Origin of the sequence: Microvirga tunisiensis (assembly GCF_009296175.1) — a bacterium.
GTDB lineage: Bacteria > Pseudomonadota > Alphaproteobacteria > Rhizobiales > Beijerinckiaceae > Microvirga > Microvirga tunisiensis.
On record NZ_VOSK01000003.1, the window covers coordinates 24,024 to 45,519 of the forward strand.

Genomic DNA, 21,496 nt, shown 5'->3' on the forward strand with positions numbered 1-21,496 from the left:
GAAGCCGTCTTTCCGTGATGCTCGAGAGACGAACCTGGAATATCGGCTGTGCGGATGTCGCTTGCTCCGGGTGTCGAGGAGGGCGTACTCGACGCCTCAGCCGGTCGCTGAGCCTTTATTGTTCCACCACAGGACGAGATGCATCCGGGACGAGGCATACAGGTCTTTTCGGACTAAGCCTCTGGCTGGATGACCCAACAGCCTTTCGCAAGATGGCCTTGATGTGCTCTTTCACGGCGGCCTCGTCCGCGCCAACTTCAGCAGCAATCTCGGCCTTCGCCCTACCGGCTTTCAAGAGAAGAAGAATCTGAGCTTCTGGATCTGTCAGGGACCGGTTCCGGGAGTGGTTGAGATTGGCCGCGAGTGGCGGCCCAACTGCGCCGGGGTACTGAATTGTTGAAATGAACCTGGCCACCATCGCCCCTACGGATCAACCCTTTGGTAAAACTTTGCCCTTGATGCGAGAGGAGTTGCCACAGCGCTTCGGAGGTAGAGCAGCCGCCCGTCCCACTCTTCGGAGAACGTGTAGGTCCTGCTGAAGGAATGACATGAAGGAGTGAAGTGACAGTGGTCTAACTCTCCCGTGTGGATCGTACAACGGGCGCTGACCTCCGACGAGGAGCCCGGGAGGGCAGTCCATCCGTGCCAACTCCCGGGGCTCGTCAACAGCTGTCGTTGAGAGGCAGCTGGAGTCAGAGTGAGCTGATTTGCCGGAGGTGACAAGCGCTTCGAGCAAGGCGCGGCAGCGTGGCACACTGCTGAAGCTGGGAACCTGACCTCACGTGCGCTTTGCGTACGCTCCCGCGTGTAGCTCTGAGGCAAAGAAGCCGATGGCGGTGTCCTCTTGATCCATACTCTGTTGGCTTAGGGAGCCTGCTCTGGCGGATGCCCTCCCTTGCCCCTGGGGAACTTCCCCTCATCTCAGAGCATAGAAGCTTAGCGGACCAGAAGAGCCCCGCTTGAATGGGAGGAAAGCTGATGCCGACGAGCCCTGCCTCTGCCCCGCTCTCTCGCCGCACCATGGCCTATGTTCTGGCCGGAGGCCGCGGCAGTCGCCTGCTGGAGCTGACTGATAAGCGGGTCAAGCCGGCGGTTTACTTCGGGGCAAAGTCGCGCATCATCGACTTTGCCCTCTCGAACGCCCTCAACTCCGGCATCCGTCACATCGCAGTTGCCACCCAGTACAAAGCTCACAGCCTGATCCGCCACCTCCAGCGCGGCTGGAACTTCTTTCGGTCTGAGCGCAATGAGAGCTTTGACATCCTGCCGGCGAGCCAGCGGGTGTCCGAAACGATGTGGTACGAGGGCACGGCCGATGCGGTCTACCAGAACATCGACATCATCGAGAGCTATGCCCCTGAGTTCATCGTGATCCTGGCCGGCGACCACATCTACAAGATGGACTATGAGGTCATGCTCCAGCAGCATGTCAACCAAGGGGCTGACGTGACGGTCGGCTGTCTCGAGGTGCCGCGCCTGGAGGCGACCGGCTTCGGCGTCATGGCCATTGACGAGACCGACCGCATCGTCTCGTTCCTGGAGAAGCCTAAGAACCCGCCCGGCATGCCCGACAACCCGGACATGGCGCTGGCCAGCATGGGCATCTATGTCTTCACGACCCGGTTTCTGCTGGATGAACTCAGGCGGGACGCGGCCGAGCCAGGCTCCAGCCGGGATTTCGGCAAAGACATCATCCCGTACCTCGTGGAGCACGGCAAAGCCGTCGCCCATCGCTTCACACACTCGTGCGTGCGGTCGTCAGCGGAGACGGAGGCCTACTGGCGCGATGTCGGCACGCTCGATGCCTACTGGGCAGCCAACATTGACCTGACCCAAGCAACACCAGGCCTGGATCTCTACGACACGGCCTGGCCGATCTGGACTTATGCCGAGATCACGCCACCGGCAAAGCTGACGCGGGATGGATCCGGGCGAGGGGAGGCGATCGACTGCGTTCTCTCCGGCGGCTGCATCGTATCGGGAGCCGTCTTGCGGCGCTCGATTTTGTTTACCGGAACTCGTGTCCACTCAGATGCCCATCTGGAGGACGCTGTGGTGCTGCCCGGAGTTGAGATCGCCCCTTCTGCCCGACTATCCAAGGTCATTGTTGACCGTGGCGTGCACATCCCGGAGGGACTTGTGGTGGGAGAGGATCCGGATCTTGATGCGCGACGCTTCCGGCGCACGGACAGTGGCATCTGCCTGATTACCCAGCCCATGCTCGATCGGCTCGAGTAACATTCCTGGTGCGGATTGTTTCTGCTCACGCTGTTACGCCCGACCAAAGATCAGCCACCGCCGCGTCATGAGGCTGTCATCGAGTCACTTTAGGTGAGCCCTGTGGCCGTTTGGCCTGAGGGACAAGGACAGGCACGGAGGCACTGCCTTCCTTGTCGCCTCACCCAGCCTGCTCAGTCGCGAGCCTATGGCCGGATGTGTCTCCATGATCAGCGTGAGACGGATCGTTCCCTAACCACAGCCGCCACACGGACGCCGATCGTTCAAGATGTCCGGAACGGCTTCAAAGACTCGCACCGTTCGAAGGATGCTGGAGCCTCGATTCTGTGAGGAGCCAGGATATGGAAGAGGTATATGAGCCAGGAGCACTCAACGTCTGCGGCCGTGTCAGTCTTCAAACTCTTTCTCCATAAATTTTCTTTCTGCCGCCGTTGGACGTCCAAGCTCCACAACCCGACTGCCTATCTCCGGCGCCTTCACCATCGCGACGGCTCGCGATCCGTCCACCTCCACCAGGAAGGTCAGAAAATTGTCAGCGCAATCGTGCGGCTTGCAGATCGAGCTGGCATAATAGGTATTCCCATTGACCATCACCCGTTCAAGTGGCATTCCCGTACCATCGAGACGCCCGAACCAGGATAGGTGCTTCAGCTTCGCAGGGAGTATCTTCAAATACGCCCGATAATGGGATGGCTTTTTCTTGCGCAGATCCCATACGTAATCCGGCATACCAGGCGATGCAGCCTCAGCGGGCAATCCCAAACAAAGAACTGCACCGGAGAGGATAATCCCGACGACCCATCCGGACCTGAAGTTCAAAAATGCCATCGCCGAGCCTTCCGAGTTCGCTCCGGCATGTCGACCGTCTCACGAACCCGGCAGGACGTTAGCCCCGCAACGGAGGCAGTCTAGACCGCATGTTAGGTCTCCAGAGAGAATTCACGAGAGGGTAAATGCCGGTGTGGGGTTCAGAGCCACTCTGCTCTGATGCTAGTGCCCGGAAGAGGCCGCCGAAAGGAGGCTGATGTGCGCACCTGCGTCCGGCAGACGCTTGACCTCTTGACTAGACGCGGCAGGATGCTCTTGCGGAAGCGCATCTGACGTGACTGAAGGAACATTCAATGGCGACCGGTACTGTGAAGTGGTATAACGACACCAAAGGTTATGGGTTCATTCAACCAGACAATGGCGGCAAGGATGTTTTCGTCCATGCGACAGCGCTTGAGCGGGCCGGCATGCGCGGCCTCGCTGAAGGCCAGAAGATCTCCTATGAGGTGGAATCCGACCGGCGTACCGGCAAGGAGTCTGCAACCAACCTGCAAAAGGCTTGATGAGCAGATAGCTTGGCGGACTTAGGACGAACTATTCAAGCCGCTCCTGACTGAGCGGGCTTTTTTGATCGTCGTCTCCCCTTCAAGCGCTGAGAAAGGCAGGGGCACGGCTCCAGCTTAAGGCGGGGCTCGCCCATTGCTCTTGCCCTTCTCGTCGATCACGCTCACAAAAAAGCCGCCGATATCCTGAATGGCCTGCGCTCCGCTTCGACCCTTACGAGGTTACAAGCACCTTGAGCACCGGCATCATCGCAACCGCAATTGTCCTCATCATCGGCTACGTCATCGTGTCCAGGATCGTCGGATTGGCACTCCGACTTGTGATTCCACTGGTTCTGCTCGCCATCTTGGGCGGGGCCGGTGTGTTCTCGGGCCTGATGCCGGAGCGCTCTCCTGCAGACCCGTACACCTCATACGGCCAAACTCAGCATCGCTCCGATGCCGACATCGGCGATCTCCGCCTGCGCGACATCGCCGACATCGCTGTCGATACAGTTCGTTCTGTGCTGCAGGGCAGCCTTGCCCTCTTATTGATCTTCACGGAAATCCTGCAACCGAGAGACCTGCGTGCCCAAAGAAGCGGACGATGATCTCGGGTCGGCGCTGCAGGCGACAGAACTCGCGGCGCACCAGACGGTGGAGATCGGCGACTGATCCGGGCAGTGCATTCTCCATGGCTCGCTTGACGAGGGCATTGCACTGCTCTTCCGGATTCAGCTCGGGGGCATAGGCCGGCAGATAGGCGACCGCATAGTCCTGCGCGTGCGCTGCGATGAAGTCGGTGGTGGCTCGTGAGCGATGGGCGTTGAGCCGATCCCACACCACCAGCAGCGGCGTGCCGATCTTGCGACGGAAATACCGCAGGGCCGAGATCACGGTGTTGCTCGACACGCTGGTGCGAAAGTGACGGGCATACAGCCGCCCGTCGGGCGTGATCGCCACAATGCTCGACACCTCGCGCCGCTTGCTCAGCCGCTGGAGGACCGGGGTGATCCCGCGCCGCGCCCCAGGTCGTGCCTGGCCGCGCCCGGAAGCTGTGGCCGGTCTCGTCCCAGAGGAGGAGCGTGCGCTTCTCCCGCTGCGACTTTTTTTGAGCGCTATCCAGTCCCGCTTGGGCCAGACGGCGATGACAAGCTCATTGCGCTCTCGTGCTCGGGTGGCGGGGCGCTGCACGCTGAAGCCATGCGCCCTGAGGGGTCGCTCCAGATAACGCGGATGGTAGCGCACTCCGAACGCGCACTCGATCAGGGCCGCGATACGCTTGAGGGTCCAGCGCTCGGTGGCAAAGCCCGCCGCCATGGCGCCCCGGTCCAGCAGCCGACCCAGACGGGCCCAGGCCTTCTCATCGAGCCGAGGGTCCCGACCCGGAATGGGGCGAGCCTCCAGGCCATGCACGCCCTCCTGGGCGAGGGTTGCGGCCCAGCGGCAGACACTGGCGCGGCTGACCCCAAGTTTGCGGGCGATCTGGGCCTGGGAGAGCCGCCCTTGGCGCAACAGCCTCGCGCCTGCCAGACGCCGCTCCTCCATCTGCTCGGATGTCAAATGCGTCGGCCGCCACACGTCGTCATCCATCGCGCACCTCCTCACGAGGATCGACACCGCCCTATGTTACACCACCTTCGTGAAGATCATTAAATGGCGTGTCCGAACCGGGACCAGGGCGCGAGCCGGGCTTGCCTGATGAGCCCCAGCGCACCCGTCGCGGCGAGCCCTATGAGCGGCCGCCCGGCGTTGCCGATGACCCGCGGCATAGTGAACCGCGGCACGGATGGTGAGCATCGGATGGCCCTCAGAATGTAATCAGATTTTCCGGCTGACGAAGCGTGATCCCGCGAGAGTAAAGCGCCAGGGCATGTCAGTGGCGCGGGTGATCCCGATTCGCATTCCTGTGGTGATCTCAACCGGGCTCTTTCGGCGGAAGAGCTGAAAGGGTACTTGGTCCAGCGGCAGCTCATTGTGCGTGATGGTCACGCCAAGAGCTTGGCACACGCGACCGGGACCTGAGCAGAGAAGGCGAAGATCGTCGACGTGACGTCGCACCTTCATGATCTCGATGCCGGTGGTTGGCTCAAGAGCTCTGACCAGCACCGCGCTGCCCGGCAGACAGACGAAGTTCAGGCACCAGTGCATGCCGTACGACCGGTACACGTAAGCGTTGCCCGCAGGACCGAACATGGCTGCGTTCCTCGGCGTCGGGCCACGAAAGCTGTGGGAGGCCGGATCGTCGCTGGTGTAGGCCTCAGTCTCGACGACCCGTCCTCCGATCCCATCGACAAGCAGGATGGCTCCGATGAGCTCGCGGGCGACCGCTACCGCATCGCGCGCGAAGTACGACTGAGGCAACGTTGTTGCCATGCGCCCGTCAGCGTCACCTCCTAAGCGGCGGCAGGATTGATGGCATCCTCGGCCAACTCAGAAAGGATCTGGTCCGTGTTTTCTTCCTCGATCAAAGTCTCCTGGATGAGCCCCTCGGCCTCTGTGAGGCCAAGCTGCTTGGCCCATGCCAGCAGGGTGCCATAGCGGGTAATTTCGTAATGCTCCACCGCTTGGGCGGCAGCAATCAGGCCGGCGTCGAGAGCCTCGCCGCCGCTGAACTCCTGCAGGACTTCTTGTCCTTCCTCGATGATGCCCTGAATGGCCTTGCATTCAACACCCGCAGGCTTTTCCCCGAGCAGTTGAAATACCTGCTCCAGGCGCTTCACCTGCCCCTCGGTTTCTTTCAGGTGGACGGCAAAAGCGCCCTTGAGCTCCTCAGCCTGCGCGGCGTCTGCCATTTGCGGCAGGGCTTTGAGAATGGCAGTCTCGGCGAAGTAGGTATCTTTGAGCTGGTGCAAGAAGAGCGCTTTCAGATCCTTGTCGGCCATGGTCGGTCTCCTGGTCAGATGGTGCAGCGATACGGACAATCCGTCAGGCACCTCGGTGTTCCGCGCAGCTCGCCAGCCTTGGGCGGGCAACGCTCATGAGGCTCCTGCGTTAGATCGAGCAGCCAACACGCAGGAGAACCATGATGGCATTTGATTACCGCTCCGAGCTGAAGCGGCCTTTGTCTCTGGCGTTGGCTGGAGTTGCCATCCTGGGATGGCTTCTGGCACTCAGCCTTGGGCTCTCCTCCTCCGACCAACTGCAGCAAGCCCAAGCGGAAACAACGCGGCTGCAGCAGGCTGAAGCCACCCTGCGCCGCCAGGTTGATGAGCAGCAGCGCACCGGAGGAACCCTCGCGGACTTGCAGGCCAGGGTAGCTGGTGCGGAGCAGCAGTTAGCCCAGGTCACACAGGTGCATGAGCAGGCGCGGACCCAGCTTGCTACCCTGCAACAAACAACCCAGGCGTCTCAGCAGCAGCTCACGCAGACAGCTCAGTCGCGCGATCAGCTTCAGGCGCAGCTTGGTACTCTGCAGCAGTCGCTCCAGGCAACCCAACAGCAGCTGGCCCAGGTCATACAAGCGCGTGAGCAGGCCCAATCGCAGCTTACCGCCACTCTGCAGGACCTGCAGGCGCAACAGCTGCAACTGACGCAGCTCACCCAGACGCGCACCGAGGTTCAGTCTCAGACCTCCGCAGCGCAGCAGGCCCTGCAGGCTAATGAGCAACGGGCCGCCGAGCTGAACCGCAACGTCACGGCCCTATCGCAACGTTTGTCGGAACTCCAGGACCAACTGCCGCAGGCGGAGCAACGGCTGGCCACGGTGAAGGAGGAGCTTGTGACAAGCGAACAAACCGGCATGGCACGCAAACAGGAGTTAAGTGATCTAAGCCGTCAGATGGAGGAGGCTCGTCGTGAGGCGGCAGCAGCCCGCGAGACGGTGGGTCGAGCCACCGAGGAACTGTCATCTCGGCGAGCCGAGCTCAGCGAGACTGAGCAACGCCTCCAGCAGGCACGTGAGGCGCAAGCATCCACGCAGACGGATCTTGCCAACCTTCGCTCGGAGCGGGAGCGCCTGACGAGGGAGCAGGCTGAAGCCCAGAACCAAGCGGCCCAGCAACGGACCGATCTTCAGGCTCAGCTGGCGAGGGCAACCGATGACCTGGCCGCCCGCAACCGAGAGATCGCAGAGCTGGAGGGGCGGCTTCAGGCCACCCGTCAGGAGCTTGCTGATGCTCAGGGCCAATTGGCTGGAGCAAGGCAGCAGCTTGCAGCGCCACCCCCTGCTCAGGGTACATCTGGAACTGGTGCTCCAACCGATGCAGCTCCCATGTCACCCGAAACACCCCAGTGACAAGCCCGCTCGTTCCGGCTGCTGGTGCTTCAGTGCCCGACATAAAGCCTGTCGTGAACAAACTCGACGCAAAAGGGCAGTGCTTGACGCAGGAACGTAGCTTTGCTCAAGGTCTTCACCGAAGCTCACGAGAAGAATAGCCATGGTCCCATCCTCACAATGGACGCTGTTCATCGCCCGCCCCGGAAGAGATCGGCAGCACGTCATTCGCGATCCCCAAGGCGAGCCTCGGCTCATCTTTGGTGAAGACGATGGCACGAAGATCAACGATCGTCTGGCGAGGTTTCTTGTCGAGAGCCTGAATGCGGGTGTGAATGTCGAAGATCCGAATCCTGATGAAGGCTGGTTCCTGGACAGCCTGGAAGAAGGTAACGAGCAGGATCCGGGCATTCTCATTTGTGACCCTGATTTCGAGATCCGGCTCGAGATACTCGATACGGGCAGCCGTGAAGAGGACCAGGCGCTGGGCCGAAAGGTTGTGGCTCTGATCAATACCTACTTCAACCAGAACGCGGCTTCACATCCAAGCACTTCCTCCGTCGGCTCTCCAATGGGAAAACAGCAAACCGGCTCGAAACGTTGAACGATGGAGCAGATGGAAGCCCCTTGGCCATGCAATCTTACCTTGGCATCGACCGCAGACTTCTTGTCAAAATGTTTGTTCAGCGCGATTTCGATGTAGCCCCAAAGTTAAAATGTCACAATGGTTCCGACCGTTTGGCGATAGGATAGCGCTGATCGTCTGTAATGTTTGATCAGTGTCACTGGACATTTCGGGGTGAGACAGGAAATCTAATGATTTCCGTAACTTAGCTTGGGCCCTGAGACGACAGTTTGGCACATACCCTGAGATTCGCATTGGCTTTGGGCAGTTAACGTGAGATTCCGGCTCACAAACGTCGCCTGGATTTGGAATGGGTTGAGACCATCCGACCAACAAACGATCTGTGTGTTTAGTCGCGCATCAAAGCCAAGAAGATCATTGCGTTATCTGGAGTGGAGGAGAGCAGAGGGCTTCCCGAAGCTGTCTTTCACTGGCAGTTAACGTGAGATTCCAACGCCTCCGAGTCTCACGCCAAGATGCCCATGACTGTTCGAAAATCAGTGATCTCACGCCAACGTGCCCATTGACAAGCTCAGATCACAACTCTGTACCCAATTTTCCTTCGTTAAAAGTGACGAGGGCGGCGATTGCTCGCCGCCCTCTTCTTGTTGCTGTTGCTGATGATCCCTCGTCTAGGCAGCTCCAGTGCCTGTATAGTCGGCCACGATGTGGAGCATGGCCCGAAGGCCGGTGATCAGGCCAGCTTCGTCGACCTTAAACCTAGGAGAATGGTTTGGAGCGGCGTTCTCCACTCCTTCGGGGGTGATGCCGACGAAGAAGAACATCCCCGGGGCCTTTTGCGCGAAGTAGGAAAAGTCTTCGCCTGCGGAGCTGCGTTCTGCTTCGTTAGCTTTGTCTCCGGCAACCCGCACCAGGCTTGGCGCCATCTTCGCGACCAGATCAGGATCTGCCATGATGGGCGGGTATCCGTTGGCTTCCCAGATCACCTCCGCGGACGCGTTCATGCTGGATGCCACGCCTTCTGCGACCTCCTTCACTCGCCGCTGGATTCTTTGGCGGGTGTTCTCATCATAGGTTCTGAGGGTACCGGACATTTCTGCCTTGTCCGGGATGATGTTGTACCGGACGCCAGCATGGAAGGTACTGACGCTGAGGACCACAGCCTGTTTCGTAAGGTCGGTTTCGCGACTTACGAGCGTCTGGAGGGCAGAGACGATTTGCGATCCGACAACGACCGGGTCAACGCCGTTCCAGGGCATGGCTCCATGGGTCTGCTTGCCATTTACGATCAGCCGGAAGCCATCCGAGCTCGCATTCACGGCACCAGCACGATATCCGATCGATCCGATGCTCACCGCACTGGTCACGTGGAGGCCAAAGACGGCATCCGGCTTTGGGTTCTCCATAGCGCCTTCATCGACCATCAGTCTTGCGCCGCCGATTTCGCCGTTGGGCAGTTTCTCCTCTGCCGGCTGGAACAGCAGTTTGACCGTCCCTTTAAGCTCCGCTTTATGCTGCGCAAGGACCTCGGCAGCCGCCATCAGAATGGCCACATGGCAATCATGACCACAGGCATGCATCACGCCCACATCCTGCCCCTCCCACTTCGTGCGGGCTTTCGAAGCAAATGGCAGGTCAACCTCTTCACTGACTGGTAGAGCGTCCATATCGGCTCTTAGGGCTACGACCGGGCCGGGTCCGCCCTCGCCTTTCAGGACCGCGACAACGCCGGTTTTGGCCACACCTTCCTTAACCTCGTATCCGAGATCCTTGAGGTGTTTTGCGACCAAAGCGGCCGTCCGGGTTTCCTGGTTGCCGAGTTCCGGGTTCTCGTGGATGTCGCGACGCCAAGCGATCATTTTGGCTTCGACAGCCTTCGCGGCCTCATCCAGTTTCGCGTGGATCGGCCGAGCCGCGGCGGCCTGTACATTTGCAGCAGCTCCGGCTGGGAGTGTTTTGAAGACTGGAATAACGCAGCAAGCGCAGGCCAGCCCTTTCAGGAAGCCTCGGCGCGACGTCTCCGGGAAGACCTCGTCAGCCCGGAACTGCCGGACCATTCTGTTGTCACCGATATGAAGCATCGTTCCTCCCCGGGTTGGTTACACCTTTTGACACTAGGTTCCCTGAGCGGCTTGGCAAGATGGGAACTCGCACGGGTGCGATGCGGTTATGGGCGTTCTCGTGAGCCTGCTGTTCCGATAAAAAGGCAACTCCGAACTCTGACGAGCCACCTCGTTCTCCTACAATCCATCCGGATCATCACGGTCGTCTTTCTGCTGCCGGAGATCCCTACGTCACGATCGCTCAGGAAGGCGTGGGCGAACTGGTGAAGCTCGCGGCCGAACGCGGCAGGACCGCCCGCAATAGCATCAAGCTCGGAATCTGCGGCGGGCACGGGGGCGATCCGGGGTCGATCCACTTCTGCCAGTCGGTCGGGCTCGACTACATCTCCTGCTCGCCGTACCGCTAGTCTATCGCACGGCTTGCGGCCGCGCTCGAGGATCTAAGTTAAAGCCTTTTGCAGAAACCCATAATATAGGCCACTCGGCTCGCCCCTTGTTGAGGGTTTGTGGACCAACTCGGAGCGTCGCAGCGTTCCACCAGCGACGCTCCGGACTGTCTCACCAATCCAGACCGTCACCGTGGCCGGGAGAGGCTTCGCCATAACCAGGGATGATGTAGGGTCCATCTCCCGAAGCGGGAGGCGCTGCATAAAAGGGAGGATAGCCGCCGCCATGGTCATCGCCGTGAGGGAACCAGGACGAGAGATCCTCCAACAGGTGTGACAACGGATTTCCGCCGTACAACGGACCCACGTCACCGCCAGGGCCGCCGTTCGGTTCCACCGGTATGGGTGCTCCCGGATTGGGTTCTCCCACAGCGATTGCAGGCGCTCCGCCGCCGGACGGCATTTCGTTGGTGCTCGATTCGTAGAGTAGATTGTAGCCACTCATGAGATGTCCTTTCCAGAAGGTCTGCTCGCTTCCGCCGAGGAGTTCTCCGACGGCGAACGGTCACTTTGGCAGACGTCGCAAGGACTATTCTGTGAGATGTTTCACAAAGGGTCGATCATCACCGTCAGGAATGCGAACGAACCCCTAGATTAGCTGTCGCTGTAATGACGTCAGAACATCGCTCGCTTCCCGGCGTAGCGCCGAACAAGGGTAGTGCCTCACACTTTGGCTGTGACGGTGAGCGTTCACGCTGACACCTTGGTTTGGTCTGATCTTTCCCCTTCTGCAACAATTTGCAGCATTTCATCGGGTAGGGGTCTCTGAAGTTTCAGGGCCTCTTCCGGCGGCGCGTTGAGCCAAACGTCATATTCTTCGGGCGTGGTCAGGATGACCGGCATCGCTTTCGGATGGATCGGCCCCACCACGCCATTCGGTTCCGATGTCAGAAATGAATAGAGCAGGTGTTCACCTTCGACAGGATCGGCCTTCGTTCCACGTACGCCGGTCCATGGCCGCCAAATGCCAGCAAACGCAGCAAGGGGGCGCTCTTCATTGAGGGCAAACCAAACGGGTGTCTTGCGTGGACGAGTATCCTTGTACTCACTGAAACTAGTCAACGGAATAAGCGCTCGATACTGCGGCTTGAGCCACGCACGCCAGAACGGCGATCCAACATTCCGCACATTCGTCACTGGATGGTTCCCGACCTTCGGGGGAGGGGGGAAGCCCCAGCGCATTTGGATCAGCTCGCGCTCACCCTCATGAGTTCTGATGACCGGCGCCATCTGGTCCGGAAAGATCGCCGGCAGGGGAGGGAGGTTGCCTGCACTGTCGCGGGTGACATTGAAGGCCTGCCGCATCGTCGCCTGGGTCGCGTAGGAGCTATAAAGATTGCACACCGGCGGCACCTTCCGTCTCGGCATTCCGAGTTTTGTCTCACAACTGCGATTATCTCGTTGCCCAAAGTTACAAGAAGTCCTGCCATGCGCAACCCTTGCAGCTATAGACTTCAATCGACTGGAGTCCGCGCGACTGCGGATTTACACCGTCACGCGTGCAAACAGCGCTTCGCAATTTTCAGATAAGACCGTGAACCGAAACCAAGGAATTGCGGGTCCTCCTAGTCTACCGTTCTGGTCCAGTCAGGGTTGCCCCACAGTCCGTGGGATCCGGTTCAGGAGCGGCAAAATAACCCTTCTAGGTCCGTTCAGAAACCAGATCCGGCAAGGAAGGACGAAGGCAAACGGGGTCTGAAAAGGGTCATTGCCAGGGCGGAAGATCTGGCAAGATGCCGTGAGACAGGGCAATATGACGAGAATACGGATAATGACTAGCAGTGTGGGCGCAGAACATGGGCGACTTTGAGAGAACATTCGGCGCAGGCGCAGATGCTGCATCAATAATAGATGCTTACTCCGACCAGGAAGAAGATATCGACTCAGCCCAGGAGAAAGACAGCACAACTTCGGAAGAGAGGCTCGCAAAAGCGAAACAACGGGGCGTCAATATCTCTTGGCGATCTCGTATCGACGTTTATCCTGATGCAGTTGATCCTAGCGTTTTGACCCAACCTGACTTCCTCGCCTTCGATAAATTTAGCGATAAGAACGTCGGGAGAGTCTTCCGGATACATAGGAACGATGACTCGCCTTTTTTCAACGAGTTGATGGGCCGCTGGATTTATCCCGAGAAATGGGAGGTCTGGGGATGGTCCATGTACGCCCACAGCACCACTAAGAGAGTGCCATTTAGAACTTATGGCGCTACCAGCAGCCTTGCAGAGGCAGAAAGTTTCATGGCTGAAGCGTATGGGCTGCTGCTAGAGCACAACAGACCGCCGCCTAGGTTCTCCTTCTTTGTGAATCTGAGCAACTTGGGGTCAGACCATCTGAGCATCTGGACCCAAGATGGTGGCTGCGACTTGGAAATCGAAACCGATTCCGAGAGCGATGCGGTCATAGGGGCCCACACATGGGGTCACACCCTCTACGTGGTCATCAATTGCGGTCCTAGTGGCAACTTCGGCTCTGTTCACCCAGATATTGGGAACGCGATTGCTGCGTTCAGCGCCCAATTCGACGGTTGGCACGACAACGATGTGCCGATACGTTCGAGTTGCGAGCCGAAGATTTCGCGTGCCGTCGCTGAGATCCTCGCCGCTCATGACTCAGGTCAATTCACTTCCGGGTGCTTCAGGACTATTTCTTGTGCGGATACCGAGATTACCATCGCTGCAGTCCTGATGTACGGATATGCATAGCAGGTTCACGCTGGCTGAACCAAGTCGCAGGCTGTGGTCCTCTTAAGATCCTGAGGTTCTCCTTCGGCAGAAGTCGAGTCCTCCCAGCCACCCGTAAGCAGCAGCTCCAGCTTTGAACTAAAATCGGTTCAGCGCAAAATGCCCCGGCTGAGAGGGTAGGGGCTCTCGGCCAGGGCTAGCTCCACGCGTTGGGGGCAATGGAGTATGTGCGGGCTAATACGCTACACGCCCGATGGGGGCATCTTCATATGGCCACGCTTAAAAAATCGTGCACACCGCCCACGAAGTATCCTCGGCCACCGCAGGAAGGTTCAGGAGAGATGCTGAGCGAAGTGCTTGTTCATTTCGAACATGCTGACCTTGTCCTTGCCGCCGAATACCGCCTGAAGCTTCGCGTCTGCCAGGATCTCCCGCTTGTTTGCGGGGTTCTGCAGGTTGTTGGCCTTGATGTATTCCCAGACCTTGCTCACGACCTCAGTCCGCGGGAGCGGCGCCGATCCGACAACGGCCGCAAGTTCGTTCGACGGCTGCAGCGGCTTGGCCAGGGCGGGGTTCGGTTTCTTGGTTGCTTTGGTTTCGGTCATTCACAACTCCTCTACTTGTCCAATTCGCCCTGTTTAGGCGTAAAAGGGGCGGGACGATGACGAACCAGCACCTAATAGCTTCCTAACCTCGCTTTAGTACTCCCAATCTAGATGTGTGACTTGTTGATCAGCCAGAGGTCCTCATTCACCCCCTTGACCAACGCCTTGGTGATGCAGGCCTAATGGCGGCTTCGAACTACGCCCCGTCCTGAGTCGATTCCGTCGTCCAACAAAGTTTCCGGCTAAAAGTCTGAATTGGAACTCCCAAAACGGCTCATGTATGCATCCGCTAAATACGGGAGCGAAATCCAACTTCGTCTGAGGGGCAAATGAATAAGAAATTATCTGAGATCGAGAATGAATGGATCGCCCTACATGGACGGTCCTGTGCCGAGCTTGGATCGAATAATTTGGTTTCTCCTTTTCTTTCTGCGCCCATGGATGGCTATACCCCGGGGGCACCAGGAACCATTTTATACGTTGGCAAAGCGACAGCGGGCTCATGGTATGACCGGGAGTACGCTGAGGATAATTCTCCGGAAGGTCGGAAGGCTTGTACGCGGAGCTTCGTTGAATGGGTCAGAAACGGGGGCTACAGCTCAGCGTTTTGGCACCACGCAAAGTGCCTGTCTCAAGCGTTCACGCAGCATGGAGCGCCACCTCTCAGTAATCTTATTTGGTCAAACTTGTGCAAGATTGGTGTCCGGACAGGCAACCCTGAGGGGCGTTTTCTGGCGATCCAGCGCGACTTGGCTGTCGAAAGCTTACGAGCAGAGATCGAGGCCTACCAGCCTTCGCTCGTTGTCTTTGTCACTGGCACTTATGCTCCAGACATTATCGCCAAGGCCACACAGAGCAATTCATTGCGGAGTTGGGAACTAAGCCCAAGTGGTGCCCAGACCCGCCCACCTTACCAGGGTTCGCCTGGCATGCTCTGGACAGCTCACCCACAAGGAAAAAGGAAAAGCTCACTATCAGCGTGGGTGGATCAAGCACAATCTTTAATGGTCGCAATTTGAACCGGAGTAAAACCCATGATCTGCGACCCCTGCGTCGGTATCTTTTGGGGAATCAGAGGGTTCACGGACACTTGTCTCGTCACAGACAAGTCGACTTTAAGTGAGGCTGAGATCTATGGAGAATTTCTCACCCATCCAAGAGGTCACTACGAGTTCTGGGAAAAATTGCGAAGGAAAGGCGCAGCTTTCCTCAAGAAACAAGGATGGCCGTTACAGATCTTATCATATGAATATGAAGAGTGGCCCCGCGGTCGAATTGTCTTCAATACGACAAGTCAATACTTCACTCTCTATGCTGACAGAAAGTTGCAACATCCTCATAGCTTGACTCGGATAATCAACGAATTCGGCTTGGATGCGCATACTTATGAGGTGAAGTCAGATCCGCACTACCGCAGTAGCCAATCTCTCTGAGGTTTGGCGACGTCGACTGGCAGAGAAGGCGATATTCAGTAGGCTCCAGGCTAACGGCGCTGGAGACAGGAAGCATTGAAGCCACGCGGCACGGTGTCGGCGAGAGGGGTTGCTGCAAATCGAGAGCTTGGAGAGCCGATGGACACACGAGAACGTCGCCCCCGGCGACCTCCGACCTAGTTCACAAACCATTTGACCTCGGCAATAATCCGGCCGCCGAACCTATCGGCGGACGAGGTCAGGATGTCGAACCGCATTTCACATACGAGCGGCTCTCATGAGGGCAGGGGGGATGATCAAACCTCGTCACAACAGTCTATATGGGGCAGGATCAGATCTGCCTATGAGCATGAAATGACGACTGTCGATCCGCAATCCCAGTTAACGCGCTCTGGCAGGGGAGACGGACCACTAGAACAACCTGCGAGACCGAGAACCTATCCTGCCCTAGCTGTCGGTCTCATCGCCGGCAGCCTTATTGTTTACCTCCTGGCCGGACCCAGCTCAGGATCAGGAATCTCGTCCACAATCAGCTCTCTATGGGATTCACTCATCGCAGTCGTAATTGGGCTGTGCATCCTCTACGGCGCTTGGTGCCTGTTCTGGCCGATTGTCAGAAACGCGATCCTCATGGTCATAGGCTGGATCATCATTCTCGCGATCGGCGTCTACACGTTCCTCAAGTACGTCGGCTACTGAGCCCTACCGGCGGAAAGTCTTTCTCACTCGTCACGTTTGTACCGGAACGACCCTGGCGCCACGCGTCGCGCTGCAATCCGCGTCGATCCACGATCGGCGACTGTCTGCGTCTGCTTCGCTCCAAGCCGTGGGAGCGTCCCGACCAGAAGAACGAGGTTCTGAGCAACCTCCTCGCACGCAGGTCGCAGCTTGGGATCCGCCATCATCGAGTGGAACCGCATCCTATAAATGTGCTCTAGAAGAGAACAGGCATTCACCAGGTCGTCCGCTACCTCAAAGCAGGGCGACGTCTCGACCATGAATGTCCGGCAGCGATGCACGCTCCGCTCTAGATCGCGATAGGCGGCATCCAGGTCCTTGGCGCGCAACCCACGCCCGGCCAGCGCCTCAGACACACCGATGCTGAATCCGTCCGACAACATTCGGGCCACATGAATGAGAGCGTCGCCACAGGCGCGAGCCTTCTCTATGCCGTGCTTGTCGAGCCGAACTCGAATAGCGATCAACGCAGACTTGGCACGAGCCAAATCATCCTCGACAACGTCACATTCGCGACGATCCGCCCACCAATTGCACATGCGATTTTCCGGGAATCAATCTGGAGACTGATGAACCAGGAATCGTACGATTTGCGGCGAGTGACAAGCGGGAACGAGTGTGAAAGCGATCTCTGCGACATCATGGGCTAGCTTGCATCAATGGTGCCTGGGCAATCGGGTTCTGTCCTAATGCCTCGGACGTCGATGTAATCCTTCAATCCAGCTGATGATGTCATCGCTCTGGCGCACGCGTTCAGATAACGAGAGTAGGTAGGCCTTAGGACTTTTGATCTTCCACCGACCGGACGTGGCATCTTCTCCCTGGATCTGAGCAAAATAACTCAGCACCAGAGCTCCTATAACCGGGCCGTGTTCTCGCTGAACCTTCACCCATGTCTCCAATCCGATCCCTGTCATGAGAGCCAGAACCGGAGCGCTTTCTGTCAGGTCCTTCAGCTCGGCGACCGGTTGGCCTATCGTTTCTGCGACAACAGGAAGGTTCCCATTCACCAGAGCAAGGATGCTAACCTCGTCGACCGACTTGTTCTCACACCGTCCGTCCATCAACACGGATTCTGCAGCCTCGGCAGCAGAGGAGGGGAGAGGCTCCCCCGTCATACCCTCCGCACGCTCGGCCGCCGTGGACCGATGTCCGTTCATCCGGGCAGCAAAGTCCGACCAAGCGTCAACGAGCGTTTGTGCCTGATCGAGCGGCAATGAACGGGAGGCCCCCTTCTTGAGTAAGGCCTCATATTCATCGACCCATGGCGTGACAGCACCGGCCTTTTCAGGCCCAGCCTGGCCCAGCAGGATATCAAGACCCTTCCTCACTTCCGCCGAAAGGCAAAGGATCTGATGCCGCAACTCGCGGAGCCATCGACGCTCAGAGTCAATGCGTCTGGCGCCGGCGCGGAGTTGATCGGCCTGAGCCTGCAGCGGCGCCAAATCAAAGCCGTAGAAAGCCCGCTGCCCGATCTCGGAGCATTCTACCTCAAAGCGGCGGTTTGCGCGGCTCGCTACTCTCCTGATCAGATGGTGCTCCGAAAGGGACTTCAACGCGGCACTAAGTGAGGAGGCTGAGAAACCGGTCAGGTCCTCGAGTTGCTGAGCCGAGGGGGAAACCCCGATGGTCTGGTCCCGAATGGAGCTGACATTGATGCAAACGATGAGAGCGGAAAGAGCGGCCTGCTCCACCGGCGAAAGCCGGAGAGCCTTTCCGGCGTCAGCAGCAGCCTTGAAAAGGATGCCACGAAGGGCCTTTACGTCGATCTTCTGGGGAGCCGAGCACGTATCAGCCACAGTTTCGTCCGCGAGATCCAGGCTGATCGACGAAACAACGGCGGGAAACGAAGGGCTTACTGGGCTGAATGCCGGTCTGAACTGTACTGTTTCTAACATCTACGTTCTCCAGAACGCAGATCGAAAAAAGGAAGCAGAAACCTCATTAAAAGGCGCAAAAATTCCTTGCAGCCAATTCAGCCGAGAGGTACAAAACGGGTGTTCAGCGCCGGGTTGCCCCACTCGGTGAAAAGGCCGGATCCTCTTACGGGGGTTCGGCTTTTTCTTTTTATCGATCCTTAGTGCGTCATCTTAGATTCCAAGGTTTGTTCCAGGATCTCAGGCAGGTGCAATCTTCCTGAAAACCGATCTTTCTTGTTGACCCGGTAACACGCGCTCCCGCGGGAGTCTCGAAGAAATGGATTAGATTCCGAATCTTCTCGTCTGTTAGGGTTTCCAAGCGGCAGATTCGCAACATCTGACGGTATTTCAGCCCCGGCCTTATGTGCGACCGACGCCAAGGCTTTCCGCAGATCAAACGCTCCGGAAGCCATCTTCTGGGCGCTGGAGCGGAATAGCCCTGCAGCATTCGCTACGCTCGGGACCAACCCCTTTTCTGCCAGCCAGGTTCGCTGCACCGTCCAGTAGGCCAGCATGTAGGTATCGAGTTCGCCGATCATGGCGAGTGCCTCGACCCACGCTGATTGATGCAGCCCGATCACCCGCCGCAAGCGATGGCCGCCGCGGACCAGGTCTGAGGCACTCTCCAGTGGGCGACCGGATTTGTCGATCGCCGCCCGTAGAGGGGCAATTAGACCAAGAACCGCTTGAACCTCATGCGGCTGATAGCCGAGATCATAGATGTCAGCTTCGCTGGTAGCTTCATACGCCGGCCCTACCAAGGGAACGAGCATGTCGATCGGATCCAAAGGAGCCGATTTCGCGTCTGGGAGAGGAGAGGGGAGATCAGCTCCCACTACCGCAACTCCGATCCTGGCCTCGCCAAGCCCTTTGGGCGCTACAGAAGCCGTATCGAGGCGTCTGGTTGAGTGGGTGCCGTCCTGGTCCGCTGCTGTCACGCAATCGCCCGCGGCGTTGTTACAAACTTCGTTTAGAATCTTGGGGAGAGTCTCAACCGGTGCGCAACCGATGGTGCCTTGGTGCGCAATTTGGCCTGAAAAAAAGAGAAAATTCATGGGCTTAGGCAGCTCAGCCTCGATGGCGCTACGCTCCGCCGACCAGCGGGCAAGCAGAACATCGCTCGGACGATTGCACTTCGACCAGCGCGGCGTCTCGGCATCGAGGAGTGCGAACCGGCCCTGCCAGTCTCGAGCGCTTTCGGACTTGGTCTTCTCCAAGATGGCTAATGCGCGCTTCACCCCAGCCCGCTCTGCAGCGATCATTGTGCCGAGGTCGGTCTCCCTCTGCCGCTGCTGTCGTACACCTGCCGCTGCCGCAGAGAGGTCATGGGCGCGCGTCAGAAGGGGCTCAAGATCGATCCCGAACGCCTTTACGACGGTCCTATCACGCCTAGTGATCGCAAACCGTCGCCGAGTGGCGCTGGACTCCCGGGCAATCAGCCCGAGGTCGATGAGGCGGTTAAGCGAGTAATGGATCGTCCGGCGCGACCGTCGGGTGCGGTCCACCAAGGTCTGGTCCGATGGCCACACGACATAAGGGCTACCGTTGAGCGGCCGGCTATGGAAGCAGGCGACCAGGGCAGTAAGAACGGCGCGATCGGTGCCGAGAAGCTTCAGGCCAATACCAGCATGCTGGGCGGCTTTGAACAACTCGGCCTTTAGTGCCTGAACCTCGTCGCCGTCTGGATGAGCTGCCGGGGCGGCAGCGACGATGCGCTCCGCTCGGGCAGTCTCAGACATAGCGACAGTAGCCTTCATCAACTCGTTCCGGTTACTCCAGAACGGAAGCTCGCATGCAGTGAGGCTCAGAGGCTCAAAAAGCCATCTGCAAGCCTCAACACCCAGCATCGATCCAAAGCCTCACGGCTTTGCCCCCATTCCGCAGTGTGCGTGGTGATTCCACAGTTCATCCGGTGGAATCTTTGTTGCAATTACAATGACCACAAAACGGGGTCAGACGCGAATCTAGATTCGTACGATTCAATTTGATGGGTTTTCGAGCCGCCGGACAGCGTTTCCAAAAACCCAATAAAGCAAGGCCTTAACGGCGATTAACCCTTTTTGCAGTCTCTGTCCCGCAGCAGCTCGGATTCCGCCAATTCACGGCCGGTCGGCCATTGCAATTCAAATGGGTGCTCTACCCCTTCTAAAGAGCAAGCTCATCAAAGTTGCGGCACCCAAGCTTCGCTATAGGATATAAGAAGGCGGCTGAATGGTGGGGCAACATGACAAGACCGCAGCGGTGGTGGCTTTTTGGCGTTCTTCTGGCGATTGCGGCATGCCTTGTCGTCTATCACCTAGAATGGACATTCTACGATCAGAACGACAACACCGAGGAGCGGCTGGCCCTTCCGGTCTATATGACAACCCGACCGCATGTCCTCGCCGTTGATGAGCCAACACTTGGCCTGAAGGCTGGCGAACAGATCCGGATATTTGTTCAGCACGGCCTCTACGTCAGACGCACCCGCTCGATAACTCAGGGTTTGCTTCTAGGAGGTCTTACACCCCTGATCCTGGTTGGCTTAGCGGGCTTTCTGGTCATTTCTGGATCTGGAAGCGGGACACGGGAGCCGAGAAAAGGCCTCTCCTTCTGGCAGAGCTATAGGGTCAAGCGATCCCTCGCCAAAGCCCTGAACGTAAGCCACGGACCCAGCCAAGCTAGCAAGCCTGCCCCGGTGTCTTCTGCTCGGCCGCCCGCATTCAAGTCGAAATGGGGAACCCGAACCATCCCGGTGATAGGGTTTCTGGCGATTGTCCTCATTGGCGGAGGGCTTGGCAAAGTGATCGGCCGCGAGACCATGAGCAAAATTATGTCGCCTTCGCGTGCCGAGAAGGAAACTCTCTTGGCTCAATCCGCCACATCCCTACGCCAGTCGCTTCCCAGGAAGGTCGGCCAAGGAGTCACCCTCGTCGATGTACGCGTCGAAGGGTTAACGATGAAATACATCCATGAAATCGTCGATTCCTACGGAGCGGATGAAATTCACGGCTTCGAACTGTATGCCCGGCAAACGCTCTGCGAGAAGTCAGAGCCTGTCAAAGCGATGAAGCAGGGCGCGTCCTTCGCATATGAGTACTGGACCCCAACCCCTTCCAAGTCTCTTAAGGGCCAATTCCTAATCCGATCATGTTCATAAGAGTTCACACGACCGGCACGTCAGCCCGACCGACCGATCCTGCATGTCTCCTGTAGCGTAGGACTCGTCCTCTTGGGGATTCGCTTTATTCGATCACCTAGGATCCCGACGGCCCTGCA

At 58.3% G+C, this 21,496-nt stretch carries 20 protein-coding genes and 1 pseudogene; 9 read left to right on the plus strand and 12 right to left on the minus strand.

All coding sequences use genetic code 11. The features are described from left to right. Positions 1-115: 115 nt before the first annotated feature. On the minus strand, positions 116-418 hold the full coding sequence (locus FS320_RS50620) for a LuxR C-terminal-related transcriptional regulator (protein ID WP_152708959.1): 303 nt from the start codon (positions 416-418) through the stop codon (positions 116-118). Positions 419-978: 560 nt separating this feature from the next. On the opposite strand from FS320_RS50620, the gene glgC reads away from it, so the two are divergent. Continuing rightward, on the plus strand, positions 979-2,238 hold the full coding sequence (glgC, locus tag FS320_RS02115) for a glucose-1-phosphate adenylyltransferase (RefSeq protein ID WP_152708960.1): 1,260 nt from the start codon (positions 979-981) through the stop codon (positions 2,236-2,238). A 387-nt stretch (positions 2,239-2,625) separates the two neighbouring features. Here glgC and FS320_RS02120 read toward each other — a convergent pair whose 3' ends face one another. Continuing rightward, positions 2,626-3,066: an Ivy family c-type lysozyme inhibitor gene (locus tag FS320_RS02120; RefSeq protein ID WP_152708961.1), complete on the minus strand. Its 441-nt coding sequence runs from the start codon at positions 3,064-3,066 to the stop codon at positions 2,626-2,628. A gap of 293 nt (positions 3,067-3,359) precedes the next feature. Here FS320_RS02120 and FS320_RS02125 point away from each other — a divergent pair, with 293 nt between their 5' ends. Continuing rightward, complete coding sequence (locus FS320_RS02125; protein WP_152708962.1) at positions 3,360-3,569, plus strand: cold-shock protein; 210 nt, start codon at positions 3,360-3,362, stop codon at positions 3,567-3,569. Positions 3,570-3,802: 233 nt separating this feature from the next. Continuing rightward, positions 3,803-4,159, plus strand: a complete 357-nt coding sequence (locus FS320_RS02130; RefSeq protein ID WP_152708963.1) for a hypothetical protein — start codon at positions 3,803-3,805, stop codon at positions 4,157-4,159. On the opposite strand, the gene FS320_RS02135 is transcribed toward FS320_RS02130, so the two are convergent. The 3 genes from FS320_RS02135 to FS320_RS02145 all read right to left on the minus strand — a co-directional run bounded on the left by FS320_RS02135 (position 4,107) and on the right by FS320_RS02145 (position 6,433). Further along, a complete protein-coding gene (locus FS320_RS02135) occupies positions 4,107-5,141 on the minus strand; it encodes an IS630 family transposase (protein ID WP_152708964.1) in 1,035 nt (344 codons plus the stop codon). The two genes, FS320_RS02130 and FS320_RS02135, sit on opposite strands and share 53 nt — an antisense overlap. 228 nt (positions 5,142-5,369) lie before the next feature. Continuing rightward, positions 5,370-5,924 carry a DNA-3-methyladenine glycosylase gene (locus FS320_RS02140; protein WP_152708965.1) on the minus strand — a complete coding sequence of 185 codons (555 nt, stop codon included), beginning with the start codon at positions 5,922-5,924 and terminating at the stop codon, positions 5,370-5,372. 20 nt (positions 5,925-5,944) lie between these two features. Further along, entirely contained in the window at positions 5,945-6,433 is a 489-nt protein-coding gene (locus tag FS320_RS02145; protein ID WP_152708966.1) for a YciE/YciF ferroxidase family protein, read from the minus strand. Between the two features lie 140 nt (positions 6,434-6,573). Between FS320_RS02145 and FS320_RS02150 the strand changes: the two genes are divergently transcribed. After that, entirely contained in the window at positions 6,574-7,785 is a 1,212-nt protein-coding gene (locus FS320_RS02150) for a coiled-coil domain-containing protein (protein ID WP_152708967.1), read from the plus strand. A gap of 142 nt (positions 7,786-7,927) precedes the next feature. Further along, positions 7,928-8,368 carry a hypothetical protein gene (locus FS320_RS02155; RefSeq protein WP_152708968.1) on the plus strand — a complete coding sequence of 147 codons (441 nt, stop codon included), beginning with the start codon at positions 7,928-7,930 and terminating at the stop codon, positions 8,366-8,368. Positions 8,369-9,021: 653 nt separating this feature from the next. On the opposite strand, the gene FS320_RS02160 is transcribed toward FS320_RS02155, so the two are convergent. Continuing rightward, positions 9,022-10,350, minus strand: a complete 1,329-nt coding sequence (locus tag FS320_RS02160; RefSeq protein ID WP_338105285.1) for an amidohydrolase — start codon at positions 10,348-10,350, stop codon at positions 9,022-9,024. Positions 10,351-10,628: 278 nt separating this feature from the next. Here FS320_RS02160 and FS320_RS02165 point away from each other — a divergent pair. Further along, positions 10,629-10,820 (plus strand): annotated as a pseudogene (locus tag FS320_RS02165) (putative PEP-binding protein); the annotation flags it as partial. A gap of 151 nt (positions 10,821-10,971) precedes the next feature. Here FS320_RS02165 and FS320_RS02170 read toward each other — a convergent pair. After that, positions 10,972-11,304 (minus strand): hypothetical protein, encoded by a 333-nt coding sequence (locus FS320_RS02170; RefSeq protein ID WP_152708969.1) that lies wholly within the window; start codon positions 11,302-11,304, stop codon positions 10,972-10,974. Between the two features lie 245 nt (positions 11,305-11,549). After that, entirely contained in the window at positions 11,550-12,203 is a 654-nt protein-coding gene (locus tag FS320_RS02175) for an SOS response-associated peptidase family protein (protein ID WP_162002817.1), read from the minus strand. A gap of 452 nt (positions 12,204-12,655) precedes the next feature. On the opposite strand from FS320_RS02175, the gene FS320_RS02180 reads away from it, so the two are divergent. Next, the gene (locus FS320_RS02180) at positions 12,656-13,564 is read left to right on the plus strand and encodes a hypothetical protein (RefSeq protein ID WP_152708971.1); all 909 of its coding nucleotides are present in this window, start codon (positions 12,656-12,658) and stop codon (positions 13,562-13,564) included. Positions 13,565-13,875: 311 nt separating this feature from the next. Here FS320_RS02180 and FS320_RS02185 read toward each other — a convergent pair whose 3' ends face one another. Beyond that, positions 13,876-14,148 (minus strand): SWIB/MDM2 domain-containing protein, encoded by a 273-nt coding sequence (locus FS320_RS02185; RefSeq protein ID WP_152708972.1) that lies wholly within the window; start codon positions 14,146-14,148, stop codon positions 13,876-13,878. Positions 14,149-15,935: 1,787 nt separating this feature from the next. Between FS320_RS02185 and FS320_RS02195 the strand changes: the two genes are divergently transcribed. Next, on the plus strand, positions 15,936-16,280 hold the full coding sequence (locus FS320_RS02195; protein WP_152708974.1) for a hypothetical protein: 345 nt from the start codon (positions 15,936-15,938) through the stop codon (positions 16,278-16,280). Positions 16,281-16,303: 23 nt separating this feature from the next. On the opposite strand, the gene FS320_RS02200 is transcribed toward FS320_RS02195, so the two are convergent. The 3 genes from FS320_RS02200 to FS320_RS02210 all read right to left on the minus strand — a co-directional run bounded on the left by FS320_RS02200 (position 16,304) and on the right by FS320_RS02210 (position 20,085). Further along, positions 16,304-16,858 carry a hypothetical protein gene (locus FS320_RS02200; protein WP_152708975.1) on the minus strand — a complete coding sequence of 185 codons (555 nt, stop codon included), beginning with the start codon at positions 16,856-16,858 and terminating at the stop codon, positions 16,304-16,306. A 147-nt stretch (positions 16,859-17,005) separates the two neighbouring features. After that, positions 17,006-18,118 (minus strand): helix-turn-helix domain-containing protein, encoded by a 1,113-nt coding sequence (locus FS320_RS02205; protein WP_162002810.1) that lies wholly within the window; start codon positions 18,116-18,118, stop codon positions 17,006-17,008. A 278-nt stretch (positions 18,119-18,396) separates the two neighbouring features. After that, complete coding sequence (locus tag FS320_RS02210) at positions 18,397-20,085, minus strand: helix-turn-helix domain-containing protein (RefSeq protein WP_152708977.1); 1,689 nt, start codon at positions 20,083-20,085, stop codon at positions 18,397-18,399. Positions 20,086-20,462: 377 nt separating this feature from the next. Here FS320_RS02210 and FS320_RS02215 point away from each other — a divergent pair, with 377 nt between their 5' ends. Next, positions 20,463-21,377 carry a hypothetical protein gene (locus FS320_RS02215; protein ID WP_152708978.1) on the plus strand — a complete coding sequence of 305 codons (915 nt, stop codon included), beginning with the start codon at positions 20,463-20,465 and terminating at the stop codon, positions 21,375-21,377. The last annotated feature ends 119 nt before the right edge of the window (positions 21,378-21,496 follow it).